Annotated in this window: 18 protein-coding genes and 1 pseudogene; 9 read left to right on the top strand and 10 right to left on the bottom strand. The window is 40.3% G+C overall.

Annotation, left to right across the window (positions count from 1 at the left end):
• The first annotated feature begins 48 nt into the window (after nt 1–48).
• Nucleotides 49–1689, top strand: coding sequence for a phosphoglucomutase (alpha-D-glucose-1,6-bisphosphate-dependent) (gene pgm, locus AAC155_RS18190; protein WP_113043636.1), 1641 nt, complete (start codon nt 49–51; stop codon nt 1687–1689).
• A gap of 63 nt (nt 1690–1752) precedes the next feature.
• On the opposite strand, the gene AAC155_RS18185 is transcribed toward pgm, so the two are convergent.
• Nucleotides 1753–2124, bottom strand: coding sequence for an EamA family transporter (locus AAC155_RS18185; protein WP_229015581.1), 372 nt, complete (start codon nt 2122–2124; stop codon nt 1753–1755).
• Entirely contained in the window at nt 2093–2254 is a 162-nt protein-coding gene (locus AAC155_RS18180; RefSeq protein ID WP_229015579.1) for a hypothetical protein, read from the bottom strand. The genes AAC155_RS18185 and AAC155_RS18180 overlap by 32 nt, the downstream gene beginning before the upstream one ends.
• A gap of 811 nt (nt 2255–3065) precedes the next feature.
• On the opposite strand from AAC155_RS18180, the gene AAC155_RS18175 reads away from it, so the two are divergent.
• From AAC155_RS18175 to AAC155_RS18145, 7 genes are all read left to right on the top strand, one after another.
• Nucleotides 3066–4298: an MFS transporter gene (locus AAC155_RS18175; RefSeq protein WP_113043634.1), complete on the top strand. Its 1233-nt coding sequence runs from the start codon at nt 3066–3068 to the stop codon at nt 4296–4298.
• Nucleotides 4264–4659, top strand: coding sequence for a ParB N-terminal domain-containing protein (locus tag AAC155_RS18170; protein WP_113043633.1), 396 nt, complete (start codon nt 4264–4266; stop codon nt 4657–4659). The genes AAC155_RS18175 and AAC155_RS18170 overlap by 35 nt, the downstream gene beginning before the upstream one ends.
• Complete coding sequence (locus AAC155_RS18165) at nt 4652–5848, top strand: SidA/IucD/PvdA family monooxygenase (protein WP_113043632.1); 1197 nt, start codon at nt 4652–4654, stop codon at nt 5846–5848. Before AAC155_RS18170 ends, AAC155_RS18165 begins: the two co-directional genes overlap by 8 nt.
• Before the next feature lie 242 nt (nt 5849–6090).
• Nucleotides 6091–7941, top strand: coding sequence for an aminotransferase class I/II-fold pyridoxal phosphate-dependent enzyme (locus AAC155_RS18160; protein WP_191214879.1), 1851 nt, complete (start codon nt 6091–6093; stop codon nt 7939–7941).
• Complete coding sequence (locus tag AAC155_RS18155) at nt 7938–8612, top strand: formyltransferase family protein (protein ID WP_113043630.1); 675 nt, start codon at nt 7938–7940, stop codon at nt 8610–8612. The genes AAC155_RS18160 and AAC155_RS18155 overlap by 4 nt, the downstream gene beginning before the upstream one ends.
• Nucleotides 8613–8765: 153 nt before the next feature.
• Nucleotides 8766–9569, top strand: a complete 804-nt coding sequence (locus tag AAC155_RS18150; protein WP_113043629.1) for a Cof-type HAD-IIB family hydrolase — start codon at nt 8766–8768, stop codon at nt 9567–9569.
• A gap of 682 nt (nt 9570–10251) precedes the next feature.
• Nucleotides 10252–11784 (top strand): MAC/perforin domain-containing protein, encoded by a 1533-nt coding sequence (locus tag AAC155_RS18145; RefSeq protein ID WP_113043628.1) that lies wholly within the window; start codon nt 10252–10254, stop codon nt 11782–11784.
• 265 nt (nt 11785–12049) lie between these two features.
• Here the strand turns inward: AAC155_RS18145 and kdpE are convergent, their stop codons facing one another.
• From kdpE to kdpF, 6 genes are read right to left on the bottom strand one after another with little or no spacing between them, the layout of a single operon-like run.
• Nucleotides 12050–12742: a two-component system response regulator KdpE gene (gene kdpE, locus AAC155_RS18140; RefSeq protein WP_191214880.1), complete on the bottom strand. Its 693-nt coding sequence runs from the start codon at nt 12740–12742 to the stop codon at nt 12050–12052.
• A complete protein-coding gene (kdpD, locus tag AAC155_RS18135) occupies nt 12739–15432 on the bottom strand; it encodes a two-component system sensor histidine kinase KdpD (protein WP_113043627.1) in 2694 nt (897 codons plus the stop codon). Before kdpD ends, kdpE begins: the two co-directional genes overlap by 4 nt.
• An 8-nt stretch (nt 15433–15440) precedes the next feature.
• Nucleotides 15441–16022: a potassium-transporting ATPase subunit KdpC gene (gene kdpC / locus AAC155_RS18130; RefSeq protein WP_113043626.1), complete on the bottom strand. Its 582-nt coding sequence runs from the start codon at nt 16020–16022 to the stop codon at nt 15441–15443.
• 11 nt (nt 16023–16033) lie between these two features.
• On the bottom strand, nt 16034–18100 hold the full coding sequence (gene kdpB, locus AAC155_RS18125; RefSeq protein ID WP_113043625.1) for a potassium-transporting ATPase subunit KdpB: 2067 nt from the start codon (nt 18098–18100) through the stop codon (nt 16034–16036).
• 20 nt (nt 18101–18120) lie between these two features.
• Nucleotides 18121–19827, bottom strand: a complete 1707-nt coding sequence (gene kdpA, locus AAC155_RS18120; protein WP_113043624.1) for a potassium-transporting ATPase subunit KdpA — start codon at nt 19825–19827, stop codon at nt 18121–18123.
• Nucleotides 19828–19917, bottom strand: a complete 90-nt coding sequence (gene kdpF, locus AAC155_RS18115) for a K(+)-transporting ATPase subunit F (RefSeq protein WP_113043623.1) — start codon at nt 19915–19917, stop codon at nt 19828–19830.
• 614 nt (nt 19918–20531) lie between these two features.
• On the opposite strand from kdpF, the gene AAC155_RS18110 reads away from it, so the two are divergent.
• Entirely contained in the window at nt 20532–20816 is a 285-nt protein-coding gene (locus AAC155_RS18110; RefSeq protein ID WP_113043622.1) for a colicin Z C-terminal domain-related protein, read from the top strand.
• 67 nt (nt 20817–20883) lie between these two features.
• Here AAC155_RS18110 and AAC155_RS18105 read toward each other — a convergent pair whose 3' ends face one another.
• Together AAC155_RS18105 and AAC155_RS18100 are read right to left on the bottom strand one after the other, a co-directional pair.
• Complete coding sequence (locus AAC155_RS18105; protein WP_113043621.1) at nt 20884–21264, bottom strand: hypothetical protein; 381 nt, start codon at nt 21262–21264, stop codon at nt 20884–20886.
• A 361-nt stretch (nt 21265–21625) separates the two neighbouring features.
• A pseudogene (locus AAC155_RS18100) lies at nt 21626–21734 on the bottom strand (IS5/IS1182 family transposase); the annotation flags it as partial.

The raw sequence follows: 21734 nt of genomic DNA, 5'->3' as shown, positions 1-21734 counted from the left end.
TGCTGACGGATAAAGTTTAGTGCAGCTCTTGTCCAGGGGAGATTTAAAGTGGTAAATCATCCGCGTGCGGGGCAGATTGCCCGCCAAAGTGATCTGATAAATGTAGCGCAGCTTACATCACAGTATTACACCTTGCATCCTCAGCCGGAAAACTCAGAGCATAAAGTTAAATTTGGTACATCCGGTCATCGTGGCAGTTCTCAGCGTCACAGTTTTAATGAAGCGCATATTCTGGCAATTACTCAGGCTGTTGCGGAAGTTCGCAAGCAACGGGGAATCAATGGCCCTTGTTATGTGGGTAAAGATACCCATGCTTTATCAGAAGCGGCATTTATTTCCGTACTGGAAGTCTTGACGGCTAACAGCGTGAATGTGATTGTGCAGGAAAATAATGGATTTACGCCAACACCTGCGATTTCTCATGCCATCCTCTGTTATAACCGCTTGGGGAAAGCGTTGGCTGATGGGATTGTTATTACCCCTTCCCATAATCCACCAGAAGACGGGGGGATTAAATATAATCCACCTGATGGTGGTCCCGCAGATACGGATTTGACAGCAATTATAGAACGTCGTGCTAATGAGTTGCTTACAGAAGGTCTGAAAGGCGTTAAACGTTTGCCATTTGTTCAGGTATTGAACAGCGAATATTTGCATCAGCAGGATTTAGTTGAACCATATGTTAGCGCGTTGGGTGATGTGGTTGATATGGCCGCTATCCAGCGGGCCGGGCTGAAAATCGGTATTGATCCTTTGGGGGGATCTGGCATTGCGTTCTGGCAGCGTATCGGTGAGCGCTACAATTTGGATCTGACATTGGTGAATGATCAAGTTGATCAGACATTCCGTTTTATGCACTTGGATCATGATGGCGTCATTCGTATGGATTGCTCATCCCCTTGGGCAATGGCGGGTTTGTTAGCCATGCGTGATAAGTTTGATCTGGCTTTTGCAAACGATCCTGATTATGACCGCCACGGTATTGTCACTCCCGTTGGTTTGATGAATCCGAACCACTATCTGGCAACGGCGATAAATTACCTATTCCGCCATCGTCCGCAATGGTCAGAAAGTGTTGCGATAGGTAAAACATTGGTATCCAGTGCCATGATTGATCGGGTCGTCGCCGATCTTGGCCGTAAATTGGTAGAAGTACCGGTGGGTTTTAAGTGGTTTGTTGATGGATTACATAAAGGTGAATTAGGCTTTGGTGGAGAGGAGAGTGCGGGGGCTTCTTTCCTGCGTTTTGATGGTACGCCGTGGTCTACAGATAAAGATGGGATTATCTTGTGTTTGCTGGCGGCAGAGATGACCGCAGTGACAGGGGAAAATCCGCAGCAGCATTACAATAAGTTGGCAGCTCGCTTCGGTACGCCAAGCTATAGCCGCATCCAGGCACCGGCAACTTATCAGCAGAAAGCATTATTAGCCAAGTTATCACCAGAAATGGTGCAAGCGGATAAGCTTGCCGGTGATCCAATCACAGCCCGGTTGACAAAAGCTTCTGGTAACGGAGCGTCAATAGGGGGTCTAAAAGTGATAACAGAAAACGGCTGGTTTGCTGCTCGCCCATCGGGGACAGAAGAAGCCTACAAAATTTATTGTGAAAGCCTCCTTGGCCCTGAACACCGGCAGAAAATTGAGCAGGAAGCACTGGATATCGTTAACCAGGTTTTTGCCGCCGGTTGATCTTTTTGGCTGATTAAAAAGAATCCGCAACAGTGATAACAACTTTTGCGGATTTTTTATTTTTCAGCCGAGAGCAACCATTAATGCACCGGCAGTAATCAGTGCAACACCACCTGCGGTCATCAGTGATATCTTTTCACCAAATAAGATAACGGCCAGAATGACGGCAAATACGACACTGAGTTTATCAATTGGGGTAACCTGAGAAACGTTACCGTTTTTAATTGCCAGAAAGTAAAACAACCATGACAATGCCCCCGCCACACCGCTTAAAACGATAAAAAGTAACGCCTTGCGGTTTGCCAGTATTTCACTAACCAGATGTAATTTTCCTTGTACTACAACGACACCGACAAGAAACAACGCCATAATGACTGCGCGTATTGCTGTTGCTGTATTGGCATCAAGATTTTGCAACCCGATTTTCCCGAAGATAGCGACTAAAGCGGCAGTAAACGCTGATAATAAGGCATAGATAAGCCAGGTGCTCATTGCGAATAAATCCTATATACCCGTCATCTTTCAAGTTGCCTCTTTGTTGGCTGCACTCGTTCACCCCGGTCACATAGTTTGCTATGCTCCCGGGGATTCACTCCCTTGCCGCCGCGATGCATCTTGAAATCTATAGGGTATATTACCTTCATTAAATAAATTAAAGAATAAACTCATTACTAATCCCCATTTTAGTTAGTGAATATTTTGGGCCCGTGAGATAGTTTCCAGTTTTAATCTCGGATACTTCATATAAATCTATAAATAATAATTATCCCCACCGGAGTTTAGCTATTAAACTAAAATACAGTTTTATTTATATGTTTCACTTTGAACATAATATTACAGTTTATTTTGGGATTAAATTAAGCTGAGTTTTTCAGTTAATTGATGACTATTTGAATATACCCGTCATCTTTCAAGTTGCTTCTTTGTTGGCTGCACTCACTCACCCCGGTCACATAGTTATCTATGCTCCCGGGGATTCGCTCCCTTGCCGCCGCGATGCATCTTGAAATCCATAGGGTATAGATAAAGATTGAACTGAAAGGTTTTTATCTGAGATTAAGGACCCTTTTTACCTGTTTTTTTGCCTGTTAAAGTGCTAAGTACTTATGTCATTATGTTGCTTACTAACATCACCAGCATTTGATCTACGTTTAATATGTAATAAAAATGTCATATTTAGTTTGCAATTAATATCTGGTTTGATAATATATTAAAAATAAATTATATATCATTGAATTTACTTTATCGTACAGATTATCCTAGTTCTTGCTTCTACATTTGATTTTTGTAGAGGCAAGGGGATCTTATGTGCTCTCATAAATATTTTAAGTTCTTGGTTTAAAAGATACCAATATAAATAATATAAGAAAATAACAATGAAAAATTTTTCTCTTAATAGTTATACATCCATACCGGCATGTATATGGGGTCTATTTCTTGGGACTTTTGTAACAAGATCAACATCAATGATGGTATGGCCTTTTATATCCATCATACTATATACCAAGTTTCATTTTACTGCATCGATGATTGGATTAGTTCTCTCTTTATCCATTGCGATTTCATCAATATTAAGTTTTTATGCTGGTTACTTCTCTGATAAAGTTGGCCGGGCTAAGATAATCATCATTGGATGTCTTATATCTTCATTGGCATATTTAATATTATGGTTATCTGAACATCAGTCTGGTTTTATTATTGGTACTTTATTAGCGAATATTTCTTGGGCGCTTGTGAATAATCCAATAAAAGCCGTTATCGGCGATGTTATCGAGGAGAAGCAGGTAAGAGAGAATGCCATGTACTTAAGGTATTTATTTCTTAATGCGGGTGCGGTAGTCGGGCCTTATTTAGGCGTAAAATTAAGCATGGATATTCATTCTATCTCTTTTCTGATTGTTTCGATATCCTATGTCATTTTTATGATCCCTGTTTATTTATTTGGTAAGAAAATAAAAATAAACTTAACAAATAATGATGACTTTAAAGGAACGATGAAGGTTTTATTAAATGACCGTGTGTTTTTGATGTTGGTCATCAATAATATTCTCATGATGTTTATTTTTGGTCATTTTGATTCAACTTTGCCACAGTTAATTACTTCATTAGGGTTTAATGGGTATGCTGAGTTTATTGCTTCGCTTATTATGTTACATGCGATAACCATTGTCGTTATGCAGTTACCGTTTTCCATGTTAACGCAAAAAATGGAGTTAGAAACGAAAATAAATATAGGGTCGGTGTTACTCATTTTATCTGAATTAATGTTCTTTATTTCATTCAAGTATTATGATGTTTATTTATTGTGGTATGTAGCTGCTTTTACCATGAGTATCAGTCAAACTATTTTGTTTCCATGTGTGAATGTTTTTATTGATCGTTTGGCACCAAATGATTTACGTGGCGCATATTTTGGTGCAGCGTCACTCTATAGTATCGGTTTTTCTATATCTCCATTGGTTGGTGGTACTGTTATCCAATTATTTAATGGTGGAGTGTTATTTCAATTATTAGCGATATTAAGTGTATTGATGTTGGTAATTTTCTGTCGGATGTTTAAACTAAGGGATAAACATGAAATTAATATTAGAAGAAGTCTCAAATCTTAGACCAACTGAATTACATTGTCCTGTTCGTGTTGAGCAGTTAATAGAGAAAGTTAAACTTGAAGGTTTTTGGACTCAACCAATCTGGATTGATGAAGCAACGTATGTGGTTATTGATGGTCATCATAGACTGGAATTAGCCAAGACACTAAAATTAAGTTGTATTCCTTGTCTGGCATTTGATTATGAGAAGGAGCTGTTGGTTTATTCCCGCAATGAGAATAAAACAATTAATCATCGTGATGTTATTAAGGCGGGTTTAGATAAGCAACCTCTTGGTTATAAACAGACTCGTCATGAGTTTGCCGGGAATGTTATTGAAACACAAATTTCGTTAAAAATGTTAGGGTTTGTCAATGAATAAGCAGTTTTATGATGTGGTAATGTGTGGTGCAGGTCCTGCAAATATTTCATTAATCCCGGATTTATTAAAAGATGAAGCTATAAAAAATTGCCTGATTTTAGAAAAAACAGAGATGGTGGGTTCTGGTTCATTAAAGAAATATAAAATTACCGCGAACTCTTTAGGTAGTGTATTTTTAGAGAAATTTGACGGTTGTGATGATGAGCTTAGTCAATATATAAGATCAACATCGGAATGGGAACATTTTAGTGCCAATAAAGATAAGCCCGTTGAATTGAGATTTGTCGGCCAATATTTGGAGAGAATTGCCCGCTTTATTCAGGAAAACAAATATGGTGATTGGTTTAATATTTTGACTGAAGCGGAAGTGAAAAAAATTAAGCAGAATGAAGAGGGTAACTATGATATAACTTATCATAAAAATAATGAAGATTATATTGTATCCGCGCGAAAAGTACTGTTTAATATAGGTGGAAATCCAAACGAATCCAGATTATTGCATAATAGCAATAATATTACCTCTGGTGATTTTATTAAAGGTTTTTATGATGAGGTTATAAATAAAGGTGATGTAAAAAGTATATCAATATTGGGTTCATCACACAGTTCAGTTTCTTGTTTGATTAGACTTATTGAGCAATTAGAATTTGCAGGAAAAATAAATGTTTTTGTGAATAAAGATTTCAAGTTGTTTTTTGATTCGCCTTCAAGCGCAGAATCTTACGACTACGATTTTACACAGGAAGATATTTGCCCTTTAAGTAACCGAGTTAATAGATATTCAGGTTTAAGATATGATTCTTTTGCTTTTGCACAAGAACTTAAAGAAAGAAAATATAAAAATATTTCTATCTTGAATATTTCAGAAATTTCTGATGATGAAGTTATTAAACTCATTAATTGTGATGATTTATTGATTCACTGTACGGGATATCACTCAAAACTTGTCGAAATTATTGATAAAAATAATATTCCTTTTGAATTTAAAAGTGATAGATATGGTTTGCTAACTAATGAAAAATTAAGTCCTATATCGACGTCAGGTGAAGTACTTAATAATTTTCACACATTTGGTCTGGGATCGGGTGTCAAGACGGGGGGTGAAAATGGTGGAGAGGCGAGTTTTCATGGAAGAATTGACGGGGTTTGGGTATATCAGCATGTTATATATGACATCGTATTTAATTGATATTTAATTCAAAATAAATTTTATATCATTAATGAACTATATTTTAGGTTAATTCCTATTTAACAATAAAAATAACCTTTTAACAGCCATTTATACCCTATGGATTTCAAGATGCGTCGCGACGGCAAGGGAGTGAATCCCCGGGAGCATAGCGAACTATGTGACCGGGGTGAGCGAGCGCAGCCAACAAAGAGGCAACTTGAAAGATAACGGGTATAAAATAATTTATTAAGACTATGCATATGAAAACAGTAATACTTCTCTGTGCCGGAAGAGGCAGTAGATTATCAACTAGAACATCAAATAAACCAAAACCTTTGGTAGAAACAAATCAGATATCATTTATCGATAATGCGCTGAGGAATATCGAATCTGTCGGTATTAAAAAAGTGATTATTGTGGTGGGTTATAAAAGTGATGTTTTAATGTCTCATATTAAACAAAAGACATATAATTTGGATATTGAATTTGTTAATAGTGAAAAGTGGGAATCAACCAATAATATCTATTCTTTATACCTTGCCAGGAATTGGATTAAGCAAGATACGCTGATCCTTGAAGGGGATATCTTCTTTACTAAGAAATGTTTGGAAATTGTCATGTTAAAAGCAGGAGATCTCAATGTCCTTGTTTCTCCTCTTAGTGGCAATATGGAAGGGACTTATGCAAAAATAGATAAAGATAATATTATTGCATTAAATTCTACTAAGGATAGTCATTATCAGGTTGAAGATGGTCAATATAAAACAGTAAATATTTATAATATTTGCACCGCTAATTTTGCTGAATATGTTACTAAAGAGTTAGAAAGTTACATTAATGGTGGATCGACTGGGCTATATTATGAGGATATATTTAAACAGTCTTTACTGAATAATATGGCTGAATTTAAAGCAAGTATTGTTGATCATTCTCAATGGTATGAGGTAGATAATACTTATGATCTTGCTATTTGTGACTTCATTTCAAGTAATAATAAATTAGATCTTGTTCAAAATAGGCATGGTGGATACTGGCGTTACCCTATTATTGACTTTGGCTTAATTTACAATTTCAACTTTCCACCTAAAAAATTGAAAGATGAAATAAAGAATAATTTTGATGAAATATTGTTAAATTATCCTGGCGGGAATCGTTTAGTCGAGCATGCTTTATCTGAATTTATCGGGATAGAAAGAACGCAATTATGTATTTCAAATGGTGCTGCGGAGATAATTAAACGGCTTCCTGATGTTTATACCGGTAAAGTATTAGTTACTGTGCCATCATTTAATGAATATGCTAATTGCTTTGGAAAAGCAAGGACAATATATAGTTATACCAAAGAGCATCGGCAGTTTGAGATAGATATTGATGAAGTATTAACATTAGTAAAGGAAGAACAGCCAGGCGTGGTTGTTATTGAATCACCTAATAATCCGACAGGTAAATTGACACCTATTGATAGTCTGTTATATTTGGCTGGCGAATTGTTGGCATTAAATATCCACTTAATTGTTGATGAATCTTTCTTGGATTTCTCTAAAATGCGTGATGACACAATGTTAACGCATTTAGATAACTATAAGAATTTATCTGTTATTAGAAGCATGAGCAAAACCTTTGGGATTGGTGGTATTCGTATTGGGTATATTGCCACTGCAAATCAGGAATTACTTGGTAAAATAAGAGCTGTGTTACCAATTTGGAATATTAATGGTTTTGCTGAAGAGTTTTTATTGAGATTACCTCAATATAGAGAGAGTTATAAATTAAGCTGTGAAAAAGTGATTAGTGATACGTTAAAATTACAGCAAGAATTAAACTCAATAGAGGGTATTACCGCATTTGAGACAGACTCTAATTTTGTTTACTGTAAATTACATATTTCTGATGCGAAGACGATATCACGGTTACTTTTAGATATTCATGGGCTGTATGTGAAAGAGTGTTCTGGTAAAGGGAATGCAGGCTCTGATCTCTATTTACGTATTTCTTGCAGAACACCAAGCGATAATGAAATTTTAATAAATACATTACGTACAATTATGCAATGGCAAATAAACATTAATGATATTAAAGCGATCAAGAAAGTTAAAGAGGTTTGCGAATGAATAATCCCAAAACAGTGGTAATTTGTGGTAAAGGAGAATTGGCAATTTTCATTTGTCAATATTTCTTAAATCATAAAGAGTATAAAATATCACACGTGGTGGCAGATAAATTCGAACCTGTAAGCACTGATCAGACGTTAATTGATTTCTGTTATCAAAATAATATTGCTGTTATTGAAGATAATAAGGTTGAAAATCTACCCGGCTATGAAAATGGTGATTTCACTTGCGATTTATGTTTTGTCGTATTTCATAAGCGGATATTGCCTTTAAAATTCATTAATTCGTGTAAGAAAATATTAAATATCCATTTGTCTTATTTACCTAAATATCGAGGCGTAAGACCGGTTAATTGGGCTTTGAAAAATGGAGATCAATCGCATGGCGTGACGATCCATGAAATCAACGAAGGTATTGATGCTGGGCCGATTGTGAATCAGATCTCGTTTTCTATTTATCCTGAATTTGAAGAGGTCATTGATACTTATACACGGGCTATTTGCTATGCCAGACAATTATTCCTTGACACGATGCTAATATTGGAAAAAATAACACCAAGACCTCAGATTGATTCAGAGGCAACAATTTATTATGAAAAGGATAATCATAGTCTGGAAGAAAGGATGACATTTACCAAGCAGGCATCGCTCGAATTGCTTAATAAAGCTTAGATAATATACCCTATGGATTTCAAGTTGCATCGCGACGGCAAGGGAGCGAATCCCCGGGAGCATAGATAACGATGTGATCGGGGTGAGTGAGTGCAGCCAACAAAGAGGCAGCTTGAAAGATGACGGGTATAACTAAATACTGGAACGCCCTCTATGCATAACCTCATTGCCACAGATCTTGATGGAACGCTTCTCCTTCAAGGAGATACAATTGGTAAGTTTACCCGTAAAGTGCTTACTGATTTATCAAGTATGGGAAAGCAAATTGTATTTGCCACCGGCAGGCACCATGCTGATGTAAATTCCATTATTGGTGATTTTGATATACCTGTGCATTTGATTACTTCGAATGGTGCCAGATTAACCAGTGCTTGTAAGAACTTGGATATCAGACAACATTTGCCAAGTCACGTCGTAAAAAGAGTGATTGAAGAAACTCAGGCGGATAATGATTTAGTGATCAATATGTATTGTGGTTCTCAATGGTTAACCAATGAAGTGAATCATAATTTTAGCGATTTTAGCCAGAATGATAATTTTAATCCAACATTCAAGTGTGTTGATGAAATGCCTTGTGATGCAGTTGAAAAAGTTTTTTTCATTCATAAGAGTAGAAATCATGATGCATTGGTTAAATTAGAACGCCATTTAATTGATCTCTTTTCTGATAATGTCAGTATTGCTTTTTCATTCCCTTGGTGTCTGGAGGTAATGGGGAGTGGTGTTTCGAAGGGGCAAGCTTTAATTCAGCTCGCTGGTTTTCTTGGTATCCCAATGAATAAAACGATTGCATTTGGTGACGGTATGAATGATGTGGAAATGCTTTCAACCGTAGCTAAAGGGGTCATCATGGGAACGGCGCATAATAGGGTAAAACAAGCGCTTCCTGATGCCGATATTATTGGTTCTTGTTGTGAAGAGTCTGTGGCTCATTATTTATCTGAAAATATGTGCTAGGCAAACTTGGGGCGTTAGGATTCAAATCTTGGCGCCCTTTGCCAATAGCTGAGCTGGCTCTATCTTTTGTTCTCTGTTCGCTGAAACATATATCCCGTGTATTAGTTGTTTTTTAAAATTATTTCTATTGATTTCATTTACAAGTTAATATACCCAATGGATTTCAAGATGGATCGCGACGGCAAGGGAGAGAATCCCCGGGAGCATATACCCAATAGATTTCAAGTTGCATCGCGACGGCAAGGGAGAGAATCCCTGGGAGCATAGATAACTATGTGACCGGGGTGAGCGAGTGCAGCCAACAAAGAAGCAGCTTGAAAGATGACGGGTATAGATAACTATGTGACCGGGGTGAGCGAGTGCAGCCAACAAAGAGGCAGCTTGAAAGATGACGGGTATAGTTATGAATATTCAATAGGGTAATAGTGAACAAAGAAATGCCATGCTAATTTTACTCTATGAATTTAAATAGAAAAGTATGAACTCATCGACAATAATTGATATTTTAGATGAGCTGCATGGCATCTATTTCAGGATACATATGCCATTATTTTCATGATCACTTTGTTGATATTTCTCACTTCTACTCTATTCTTTTTTATAGGTATGAAATTCTGAACCCTCATCAAGAATGTGGCGATAGCTATTGTCAATTTATTCCCTATCAATATGAGGTTCCATTATGTCTAACGATAAAACAGGAAAATCACTAGAACAGGAAAACAGCGAAAGAGATGTCGAAATACGTGACCGAAATTATTTTCGAAAATTGTCCCTATTCGATGATACTGTTATAGCTGGTGCTGAAATGATCGGCACAAGTTATGATGTTTTTGGTAAGTATTGCAATGTGGGAAGTTGTATGAATTCGCTTTTCGATGAGCGGAAAATCAATGCCAGTGAAGATAACTTCAAGAAGGTCACTATTCTCGGCAAAACCCTAAAAGTCCCCTATTATGTCGATTGTTATAGTGTCGGGGATTTAAAATATACCAATGCATCAGGCGAATCTATTGAGTCATATCAAAGCAATATTTCCAGTAAAAGCCGCATTAAAGGTAACTATTTATTCTTTAGTGCCTCACTGAAAGTCGATTTTGATACGGATAGTCTGACGGATTTTGAAAATGCGTTTTCCCGCATTCAGTATACTTATGATCTCTATATACTTAAAAGTTCAGCAGAAGCACTAAAAGAGTTTCTTAAAGAGAGTGTTAAAACAGCCCTTGATAAGGCGGATACTGAGGAGGATATGAATGACCTATTTAATACTTGGGGTTCTCACTTTCTGAGTGGTGTGGTCATGGGCGGCTGTGCGCAATATTCATCATCTACGAACAAATATACGTCGAATCTAACAAACTCTTTTGATGTGGTTGCCGCAGCCTCATTTGCGGGATTTATCGGTCTCTCTGCTCGTACAGGAAATTCATTTATGGAGGATATAAAGAAATTTCGTTCAGCATCCAATATAAAAACCCACGCCATTGGCGGTGACTTATCTCGATTTGATCCTTTTGGTGGCGCTACAAGCGCAGATCAACCTTCCGCAGAAGAAATAGCAGCAGCGAAAAAAGCCTTTGAAGACTGGAAAGCCAGTGTGCCCAATGCCCCTGAATTAGTTAACTTTGCAGATTCCAACCCCTTGACGGGGATTTGGGAACTGTGTTCAGACAGAACACAAAAGGCCAAGCTTAAAAAGCATTTTGAAACTGTCTGGGCTCCGGCGGAGTCTGCTAAACGACGTGTGCATGCGGATTATATTGATGAGATTATTATTGGAATCAATAATACTAACACCCCTCCTGAAGGGTATATTGGATTAAAATCCACTAAAGACGAAAATCTGAATAGTAAGGGTAATATTTGTCTTTTTATGCATAAAGCAAAATATGATCCCAATATCGATAATAAGGATTGTATCACTGAATTAAAGTTCATCACTGTAAGAGATAAAAGTCCGGAGGGAGATTGGGTTAAAATCCCTCAAGATATTTATATCTCACCCAATCAATATTTATATTTGTGTTACTTACCAGCGAAATATTCCGCCGAGAAGGCGATAAAGGACATTCAATTGTTATGCAGCAGTTGTGGTTCCAGCATGATACTTCCTTATGGATATAACGATGTCTTAGATGAAAGAGGTGAGAGAGCTAACGCTACTGAGGATGATAATGTTCATTATCTTATCTATAGCGCTGGGTGGAAATGAAAAATATGAATAGGTGAGTTTTAGCCATTTGGAAATCGCTGAAAACAGCGTTATCTTTGGGGGAATTTATTTCCCCTTTATTAATTTAAAATATTCCCACCTCGCGATCTATATATTTGTTCAAATGTTGTCGTTATTGTGAGTTTGAGCACCAGTAAATAGCAGCTAATATGCACCGAAAAACGCAATACATAAATGCAGGTTTGCGATATTTCAAACTCAAGTTGCTGCAACTAGAATCTTGTGACTTAGCGGCGGGAGCAAGTTAAGGCATAAACCGATAGCCAATGCCGGTTTCAGTCAATAAATGTTTGGGTCTGGTTGGGTCGGTTTCTAATTTTTGTCGTAAATGCCCCATATAAATCCGTAAATAATGGTTGTGTTCAACATAATTAGGGCCCCAAACTTGGTTGAGTAATTGGCGTTGGGTGAGTACTTTGCCGCTATTCGCCAATAATTCACCGAGTAACCGGAATTCAATCGGAGTTAGATGCAGTTCTTCATCGTTTTTGGTGATTCGGCGGTTAACCAGATCGACAACCACATCAGAAAAATGAACGATCGATTCTTCTTTATTGGTTCTGGCAAAACGGCGTAAGGCAACCCGGACTCTTGCCAATAGTTCACTGATGCCAAAGGGTTTACTCAGATAATCATCTGCGCCGACATCCAATGCCGCAACTTTATCCGCTTCTTTATCGCGGGCAGAGAGAACAATAACGGGAATTGCGCTCCATTGGCGCAGATCACGAATCAAGTTAATACCGTCACCATCCGGCAAGCCCAAATCAAGAATAATTAAGTCAGGCTTGCGGGTTCCCGCTTCAATTAGGCCCCATTTCAACGTATCACTGTCAAATACGCGATAGCCTTCACCTTCCAAAGCTAGTCGAACAAAGCGTCGGATCTCTTTTTCATCTTCAATAATCAAAATGGTGTTATTGTTGGTAATAATCACATCTCCTCAGTAATAATTTCAGGGGGCTTCTCTAACGGTAGAACAAAGTGAAAACTTGCTCCACCTTTTTCGTTATTGGTTGCCCAAATCTTTCCTTGGTGGATTTCAATAATTGCTCGGCAAATTGCTAATCCAAGGCCCACTCCTGGAATAGCAGATTCTTTGCGAGCGCGGGAGAATTTATCGAAAATTAATTGTTCTTGTTCCGGCGGAATGCCTTTACCTGCATCCCAAACTTCAATATGAATTTGATTTTTTTCTGTTGTTGCTTTAATACCTAGTGGTATTTGCTCATCGGTATATTTGATTGCGTTTTCCAACAAGTTGATAAATACCCGCTCCAGTAAACTGGCATCACAATGCAATAGTAAATCGGATGGCAGGGAAACCGCGACGGGATGACGGTTGAGTGCATATTCCAGTGAACGTAAGGTACTGCCGACGATCTCTTCTAGCGATTGCCATTCCAGATTGAGCTGAATGCCTCCCGATTGGATACGCGCCATGTCCAGTAAGTTATTAACCAGACGGGAAGTGCTGAGAATTTGTTGACGAATCTGGTTCACCTGCTTGGTATGTGGAGAGCCTTCGGCAGATAAATCCAACATCAGGATTTCCGCTTGTCCAAATAGGACTGTCAGCGGTGTGCGTAAATCGTGAGACAGGGCCGCCAGAAGCGAGTTACGTAACTGTTCCCGCTCTGTATCCAATTTAGCGGATTCTGCCCGGCGTGAGAGTTGCAATCTTTCCAGTGCATTGGCGATCAGGCCGGTAAATGTTTGCAGCAATCGCTGTTGTTCAGGGATCAGTAATTGGCGCAAATAGGATGGCTCAATCGCCAATACAGCCAGTGTCTGAGAAGGTGTAGCGATAGGCTGTAGTTGGTAAGGTACGCTAGGTAAGGTATCTGTTCCCGCCCCAGCCGGTAGATTTTTATCAAAACTCCATTTTGCAATGGCATCATTAATCAGCATATGGCCGCCATTATTGGTCGTCAGTTGATATAAGTTGCCATCCTCGTTGGGTAAAAAGAGGCCGGTTTTAGCCTGAAAACCATTAGTAAGAAAATGGTAGCTGGTGCGGGCAATATCTTCTTCATTCAGCGCCCGGCTCAGTTCACGGGTCATTTCATAGAGATTGCGGGTTCGTTGTTCGCGGTAACGGGCAATTCGCGCCTGATATCTCATTCCCGCGGTGAGGTTTCCGACAACGACACCGACTATTAGCATGACAGTAAAGGTCAGCAGGTACTGCATATCGGTAACAGCAAGAGACCAATGAGGCTGTACAAAGAAGATATCGAAACTGATGACGTTAATGAAAGCGGCAAAGATTGATGGTTGGCGTCCGTAAAATAGCGCAATGATGACGACGCCAAGCAGATAAAGCGTGACAAGATTGGCTTTATCAAGGGTCAGCAAGAATGTTCGGGAGAACAGGGTAATAAGTGTACAGAGCGCAATAGCGATCAGGCAGCCCTGAATCTGTATTCGCCATTTTTCACTGACAGTGCGGTTGTCCTGCTCTTTATCCCATCGGCTGCGCTCTTCTAATGCGACAATCACCAGATCCAAATCTGGTCCTAGTTTCCCTAATCGATCAGCAAAACCTGGGCGCAATTGCCAGCCAAACAGCTTCTGTTTGGAGGTACAGCGACGCCCTATCAGAATTTTGCCGAGGTTATGTTCTCTGGCATAACGTAATACTGCTTTTTCTTTGTTTGGCTCAGACAGCGTCGCGGTTTCAGCCCCCAATTCATGCGCTAATCTGAGTGCTTTTAAAATAGTGCGCCGTTTACCTTCGGGTAGTTGGTACAGTTTTGGGGTTTCAACATAGATGGCATGCCAGATACAGCCTAATCGGGCTGCGAGGCGAGCGGCAGTGCGGATGAGCTTTTCATTACCTGAGCTATTACCAATGCACAGCAGAAGATTATCACGGGTATGCCAGACCGGTTCATGCCCTTGTGTGTCGCGGAAAGCACGCATTTGATCATCCACGCGATCAGCCGTCCGGCGCAAAGCGAGCTCTCGTAATGCAATTAAATTACCTTTGCGGAAAAAATGTTCAATGGCGCGTTCTGCCTGGCTAGGGATATAGACCTTACCTTCATGGAGCCGCTGGCGCAGATCATCTGGGGGCAAATCAACTAAGACAATTTCATTCGCCTGATCAAAGATATGATCAGGGACGGTTTCCCTGACCTGGATACCAGTAATATCACCCACAACATCATTGAGGCTTTCCAGATGCTGAACATTGATGGTAGTCAGTACATCTATGCCAGCCTCAAGCAACTCTTCAACGTCCTGCCAGCGTTTGGGATGACGGTTGGTGTGAGGATTACTGAATGCCAACTCATCCACTAAAATGATGGCCGGATGGCGGGCAATGGCAGCATCAAGATCAAAGACGCTGATTTTGCGCCGTCGGTAGTAGATCTGCTTCAGTGGCAGTTGTGGCAGACCATCAAGTAAAGCGGCAGTTCCTTGCCGCTCATGGGTTTCTACCACGCCGATAACCACATCCAGTCCTTGAGCACGCAATCTTTGCGCTTCCTGCAACATGGCATAGGTTTTTCCGACGCCAGCGCAGGCACCGAAAAATATCTTTAATTTACCGCGCTGTTTCTCATTAACCAGTGTCAGTAATTCATCAGGGTCAGGGCGCTGTGGTTCGTGTTGATCCATATTCAGCCTTACTGTTTTTTCTCTGGTAAATTATCAAGGGCAAGATTAAGTTTTAACACATTAATTACGGGCTCACCGAGGAATTCCGATGGGGGGGGCTCAATATTATCCCTGATTAATTGTTTTATCACTTTAATCGGTAAATGGCGTGCATCAGCGACTCTCTGTGCTTGAAAGTCAGCGGCGGCGGGTGAAATGTGAGGATCAAGACCGCTTGCGGATGCGGTGACCAGATCAACCAGCACAGGTATATCAGGTTGACGATTAAATTGACGCAGTTGTTCAACTCTGCGTTTGATTTCATCATCCAATATCGGGTTGGTAGTCGCTAAATTACTGCCGCCAGAGGACAGGGTGTTATAGGGATAATCTACGGTAGCAGAAGGGCGACCCTGAAAATAGATCGCTTTAGTAAAGGGTTGACCAATCAGCTCAGAGCCAACGGTTTGACCATCTTGTTTAACCATAGAACCTTGGGCTTGATAAGGAAACATCAGTTCTGACAGACCTGTTGCCAGCAATGGATAAGCTACGCCGGTAATCAGTGTCAGAAATATCAACAACACAACAGAAGAACGTAACCAAATCATTTTCATCACCTTTATTTAAGTATCAGCAAAGTCAGCAACAGATCTATCAGTTTGATGCCGATGAAAGGCGCTATCAGACCACCCAGACCATAAATCCACAGGTTGCGGCGTAAAAGCGCTGATGCATTCATTGGGCGGTAGCTCACGCCTTTTAGCGCTAGTGGGATCAAGAAAACAATAATGAGCGCATTAAAGATAACGGTCGATAAAACCGCCGAAGTAGGCGAGTGCAGGTGCATGATATTCAAGATATTTAATTGTGGGTAAGTGACGGCAAATGCCGCGGGGATAATGGCAAAATATTTTGCGATATCATTGGCGATACTGAATGTGGTCAGAGAGCCGCGTGTCATCAACATCTGTTTACCAATATGGACAACTTCAATCAGTTTGGTTGGGTTGGAATCCAGATCCACCATATTGCCGGCTTCTTTGGCTGCTTGAGTGCCTGAATTCATAGCAACGGCAACATCGGCTTGAGCAAGAGCAGGGGCATCATTAGTGCCATCACCTGTCATGGCAACCAGACGGCCTTCGGATTGATATTGGCGGATCAGGGCTAGTTTGGCTTCGGGGGTAGCTTCCGCCAGAAAGTCATCAACTCCAGCTTCTGCGGCAATCGCAGCCGCGGTCAGACGATTATCGCCGGTAATCATAACGGTTTTGATTCCCATACGGCGCATTTCACTGAATCGCTCTTTAATGCCGCCTTTGACGATATCTTTTAGCGCGACAACGCCCAGTACCTGTTGATTTTCTGCGACAACCAGCGGAGTACCGCCTTTCCGCGCCACGGTCTGTACCAAAATTTCCACGGCTTCAGGGAATTTTCCGTGATTGGCTTCAATATGGCGGCGGATTGCATCGACAGCGCCTTTGCGGATCATGCGGTTTTCCACATTAACACCACTCATTCGAGTCATGGCAGAGAAAGGTACAAAAGTTGCATTCAGTGAGTGCAGATCACGTTCACGCAGATTGAATCGCTGTTTTGCCAGAATAACAATGCTGCGGCCTTCCGGTGTTTCATCGGCCAAAGAAGAGAGTTGGGCGGCATCCGCCAACTGCTGTTCCGTTATGCCGGGTACGGGCAGAAACTGAGAGGCTTGGCGATTTCCCAAGGTGATAGTGCCGGTTTTATCCAGTAGCAGCACATCCACATCACCCGCTGCTTCAACGGCTCGTCCGCTGGTGGCGATAACATTGGCACTTAGCATGCGGCTCATGCCTGCGACACCAATCGCGGAAAGTAAACCACCAATCGTGGTAGGAATAAGGCAGACTAATAATGCTATCAATACCGTGACAGTGATAGGTTGGCCAGAATGGTTAATCTCCACGCTGAATATTGAAAATGGCAGCAGAGTGACACACACCAATAGAAAGATAATTGTCAGAGCCGTCAACAGGATAGTCAGTGCGATCTCGTTTGGGGTTTTACGACGTTTAGCCCCTTCCACCATTGAAATCATGCGGTCAAGAAAAGTTTCACCGGGATTAACTGAACATTCGACCACCAGCCAGTCAGATAGTACATGGGTGCCGCCAGTCACAGAGGAAAAATCACCGCCAGATTCGCGGATAACGGGGGCAGATTCTCCGGTGATTGCACTTTCGTCAACGGAAGCGCCACCTTCGATAACTTCACCATCGCAAGGGATGGTTTCACCCGCTTCAATAATGACGATATCCCCTTTGCGTAGGCTGTCAGAAGGAACTTTCTCTCTGGCTGCACTACGATTGGCTGAGTTTAGTTTAGTTGCCCAACTGGTTTTTCTTACCCCTTTAAGGCTAGCCGCCTGAGCTTTGCTTCTGCCTTCTGCCAGTGCTTCGGCAAAATTAGCGAATAGAACAGTAAACCATAGCCATAAGGCGATGTTGCCGGTGAACAGCGTATTTCCCTTGAATTGATCCGCTAACATGGCAATCCATAAAATGGTGGTTAACCCACTGCCTAGATAGACGACAAACATCACTGGGTTACGCCATTGTGCAGCCGGATGACATTTTTTGACTGAATCAATCAGGGCATTACGAATCAAAACGGGTTCGAATAATGTTTGTTGCTTGTTGGTCATGGTATTCCTCTCTTTGGCGCTTACCGGGCCATTAGCCAGATTTGTAAATGTTCAATGACCGGGCCAAGGATTAGAGCCGGAATAAAAGTCAACGCGCCGATTAACATGATGGTCAAAATCAATAGACTGATAAACAGTGGGCTGTAAGTAGGCAGTGTACCGTTGCTGGCAGGCTGGCGTTTTTTTACGACCAAAGAACCGGCAATAGCAAGTATTGGTAGGATCATGCCAAAGCGACCTAAAAACAGGATGATGGTTAGCAACAGGTTGTAGAACATACTGTTGGCATTGAGGCCCGCGAAAGCACTGCCATTATTGTTGGCAGCGGAGGAGAGGGCATAGAGTACTTCACTGAAACCGTGAGCGCCGGGGTTCAGAATACCGGCGCGTCCACTGGCGGTGGATATGGCAAGTGCTGTTCCTAAAAGAGCTAGTGTAGGGGTAACCAGAATCGCCAGTGCTACCATTTTTATCTCGAATACTTCGATTTTTTTACCGAGATATTCAGGCGCACGACCTATCATTAAACCGGCGATAAAAACGGTCAGCAGAACGAACAGTAACATACCATATAAACCAGAACCCACTCCGCCAAACACGACTTCGCCAATTTGTATTAACCACATTGGGATCATGCCGCCAAGTGCAGTGAAAGAATCATGCATAGCATTGACTGCCCCACAGGAAGCTGCGGTGGTTACTACAGCATAAATTGAGGTTGCGAGGATGCCAAAACGATTCTCTTTACCTTCCATATTGATATTACTGTTGACTCCTAACAAACTGAAATGGGGATTCCCTTTCAGTTCGGCATACATGACTCCTACGGTGGCAATGACAAAGATGATGCTCATTGCCCACAATAGAGCGTGCCCTTGACGGTTATCGCTAACCACTTGCCCAAAAGCAAAACAGAGGGCGCAAGGGATCAAGAAGATAGACAGTATCTGAACGAAATTGCTGATAGCAGTTGGATTTTCAAAGGGGTGTGATGAGCTGGCACCAAAGAATCCACCACCATTGGTTCCCAATAACTTGATGGCTTCCTGTGAGGCGACCGGCCCCATCGGGAGCAATTGCGATTGGCCTTCAATGGTATGGGCTAATTGATACGGTTCGAAATTCTGAATCACACCCTGACTGACAAAAACGAGCGTGATAATCATAGACAGCGGTAATAGCAGATAGAGTGTGATACGTGTGATATCAACCCAGGCATTTCCTACGGTGTTGACACCATGACGGGAAAATGCGCGTATCAACGCAAATGCCACCGCAATACCGGTCGCGGCAGAAAGAAAGTTCTGCACGGTTAGACCTGTCATTTGGCTAAAGTAACTTAGTGTGTTTTCTCCACTGTATGCCTGCCAATCAGTATTGGTGATAAAGCTGACGGCTGTATTCAGCGCTAAGTCCCATTTGAGCCCGGGGAAATGTTCAGGATTAAGGGGGAGGGCGTGTTGTGTGACTAAAAGCGTGAATAGCAGTAATAGTCCGGTTAGATTAAAAATAGTGATAGCTAATGCATATTGCCACCAGTTCATTTCTTTGACTGTGCCGCCAGGTTTTTGTAAGCCACAGCAACGCCAAAGGCCAGATTCTGCTTTAGTCAGCCCGCGAGGAATATTACCGTCGATCATGTTGGCGATAACGTTTCCGAGTGGTTTTGCCAGCATCAATAGAATCAGTAAAAAACTGGTGATCAATAAAAAAGCGGATGCGGCCATTTAAAAATCCTCCGCATGGAGTAACGCATAAATCAGATAAACCAGTAATAGGGCTACTAATAACGCGCCGGAAATGAAAAATATGTTCACTGCTTATCTCCTGAAAACTTGGATGAATAAAGATTAGGGAAGGAGATGCAAAGATTCTGATAAAAGAGTGAATGGATGTGTAAAAAAAGTATAAAAATGACTAATAAAAGAAGACTTAAATAGAAACCTATCTTGCTGAGAACTATTTCAATAATTCCCTTTTTCAGCAGAAGATACACTTATGGGAAAGTGAATGGTTAAGGATATTAGGTGATTTTAAATTAATTAATAATCTTGCATATGACCGTTATGATTATTCATGTATTATTGATGATTTTGCTAAAGTGATTGGGATATTAAAACTTGGTGTATAATATTCATGTTTTACTAATTATAACGGGGCGTATTGGAAAAAATCGAACTTAAATTAATTGCGATTTTATTTCCTCACCGCTTTGTATAAGATAAATAAATTTTAGTTCTTTTTATTTTGTTTCGTGGTATCTTTATGCCATGGGCACATCATGTATTAAATTAAGGTATCCAAATTTCGCGCTTGATAAATCAAGCAGGTATGAACTTGGAAACATGTGTTCATTTAACTTGATGAATATGTTATTAAATTGACATTTAAATACAAATCCACTTTATGATTAAAGTAAGAGGATATTTTCATGGCAAGAAGACAAGCTTGGGCACCGCCTCTAACATGGGGACCATGGGCTGATTTGTTAGAACATGCGGGAGGGCCTCATCCATATACAGTCAGTTTCGACACGATTTCTCAAGCTCCTTCATCTTTTGATGTTGAAATTGCATATGCAGCAAACTCAGGCATAAAAAACGTGCGAACGATGGGACCTGGTTCATATACTATTCAAGGTAATGATGGAGCGGGAGTCGATCGTATTCGTTTTAAAAGTCATTCACAAGGGCAAATAATCACTGTTGAGTATTAATATGATTTAACAAAAAATATTTAATTAATCTATGGCTTTTTTCGGGGAAAAAAGCCATAGATTTTCATCAATTTAAAGAGTTGACTATTTCTTCAAATGTTGTATTTGAGTTTATTGCCTGATAGAAGCCATTTTCGACATGCATTGGTGTAACTATATTGGTGTTTTTCAATATTGGTTTATTATTAAAGAAAACAGATAGTTTTTTTCCTACGTTTTGCTTTATAAAGAGATTAAATGGTTTACTGCAATGAGAGTTGTTTTTTACTTTAATGAAAATGGAATAGTAATTATCCCCTTTTTTCGGGGTAATTTCCTCTATACATAATGGAGTTAAATGAAAAGTTTCGCCATTTGCTTTATAGTCAATAGAAAAAGAATGTTTTTTGGAGACGCAACCTGAAACATTTGTTATTAATATCAATAATATAACAGTTAATACCTTCATCTTTCCTCCTATCATCTGTTATAGTTAATTTACTCGCATTCTGGAAAAACAGTATGGTGTAAAAGCTTACATCATTTTTCCGTGCTCATATAATAATTATCAATGAAAATTATCGTATTGGCAATCCTTGATTCTATTGCCAGAATCAAAAGGATATTTTCACCCGCCTGTGTCGTTAATTTCTTTATTTTTTTCAATAAGAATTATCTATTGAATCTAGTACTACAGCCGTACTTACTTTTTTCAACAGAAAAGACACCCATAGAAAATCTTAATTCATGCGGTTTCTCAGAGTTGTGAGCATCAAGGAAAATGCAACTTTCTGATATCTACGGCTGTAGTACTAGGTTGTGTCCCTCAATTAAATAATGACCTTAAGAAATAAGCGGATACAACCTAATTTCACCATAGCGATATAATTTCTTGCTGTCTTTTCATAACGGGTGGCGATGCGACGATGCTCTTTGAGT

This window comes from Photorhabdus sp. HUG-39, from assembly GCF_963878365.1.
Taxonomy (GTDB): Bacteria; Pseudomonadota; Gammaproteobacteria; order Enterobacterales; family Enterobacteriaceae; genus Photorhabdus; species Photorhabdus kayaii.
This window is presented reverse-complemented; position numbering and strand designations above follow the sequence as displayed.

What these genes read in the sequence shown, in the direction of transcription:
- AAC155_RS18175 (WP_113043634.1), top strand. Translation starts at nt 3,066, where the DNA reads ATGAAAAATTTTTCTCTTAATAGTTATACATCCATACCGGCATGTATA.
- AAC155_RS18170 (WP_113043633.1), top strand. Translation starts at nt 4,264, where the DNA reads ATGAAATTAATATTAGAAGAAGTCTCAAATCTTAGACCAACTGAATTA.
- AAC155_RS18165 (WP_113043632.1), top strand. Translation starts at nt 4,652, where the DNA reads ATGAATAAGCAGTTTTATGATGTGGTAATGTGTGGTGCAGGTCCTGCA.
- AAC155_RS18160 (WP_191214879.1), top strand. Translation starts at nt 6,091, where the DNA reads ATGAAAACAGTAATACTTCTCTGTGCCGGAAGAGGCAGTAGATTATCA.
- AAC155_RS18155 (WP_113043630.1), top strand. Translation starts at nt 7,938, where the DNA reads ATGAATAATCCCAAAACAGTGGTAATTTGTGGTAAAGGAGAATTGGCA.
- AAC155_RS18150 (WP_113043629.1), top strand. Translation starts at nt 8,766, where the DNA reads ATGCATAACCTCATTGCCACAGATCTTGATGGAACGCTTCTCCTTCAA.
- AAC155_RS18145 (WP_113043628.1), top strand. Translation starts at nt 10,252, where the DNA reads ATGTCTAACGATAAAACAGGAAAATCACTAGAACAGGAAAACAGCGAA.
- kdpD (WP_113043627.1), bottom strand. Translation starts at nt 15,432, where the DNA reads ATGGATCAACACGAACCACAGCGCCCTGACCCTGATGAATTACTGACA.
- kdpC (WP_113043626.1), bottom strand. Translation starts at nt 16,022, where the DNA reads ATGATTTGGTTACGTTCTTCTGTTGTGTTGTTGATATTTCTGACACTG.
- kdpB (WP_113043625.1), bottom strand. Translation starts at nt 18,100, where the DNA reads ATGACCAACAAGCAACAAACATTATTCGAACCCGTTTTGATTCGTAAT.
- kdpA (WP_113043624.1), bottom strand. Translation starts at nt 19,827, where the DNA reads ATGGCCGCATCCGCTTTTTTATTGATCACCAGTTTTTTACTGATTCTA.
- AAC155_RS18110 (WP_113043622.1), top strand. Translation starts at nt 20,532, where the DNA reads ATGGCAAGAAGACAAGCTTGGGCACCGCCTCTAACATGGGGACCATGG.
- AAC155_RS18105 (WP_113043621.1), bottom strand. Translation starts at nt 21,264, where the DNA reads ATGAAGGTATTAACTGTTATATTATTGATATTAATAACAAATGTTTCA.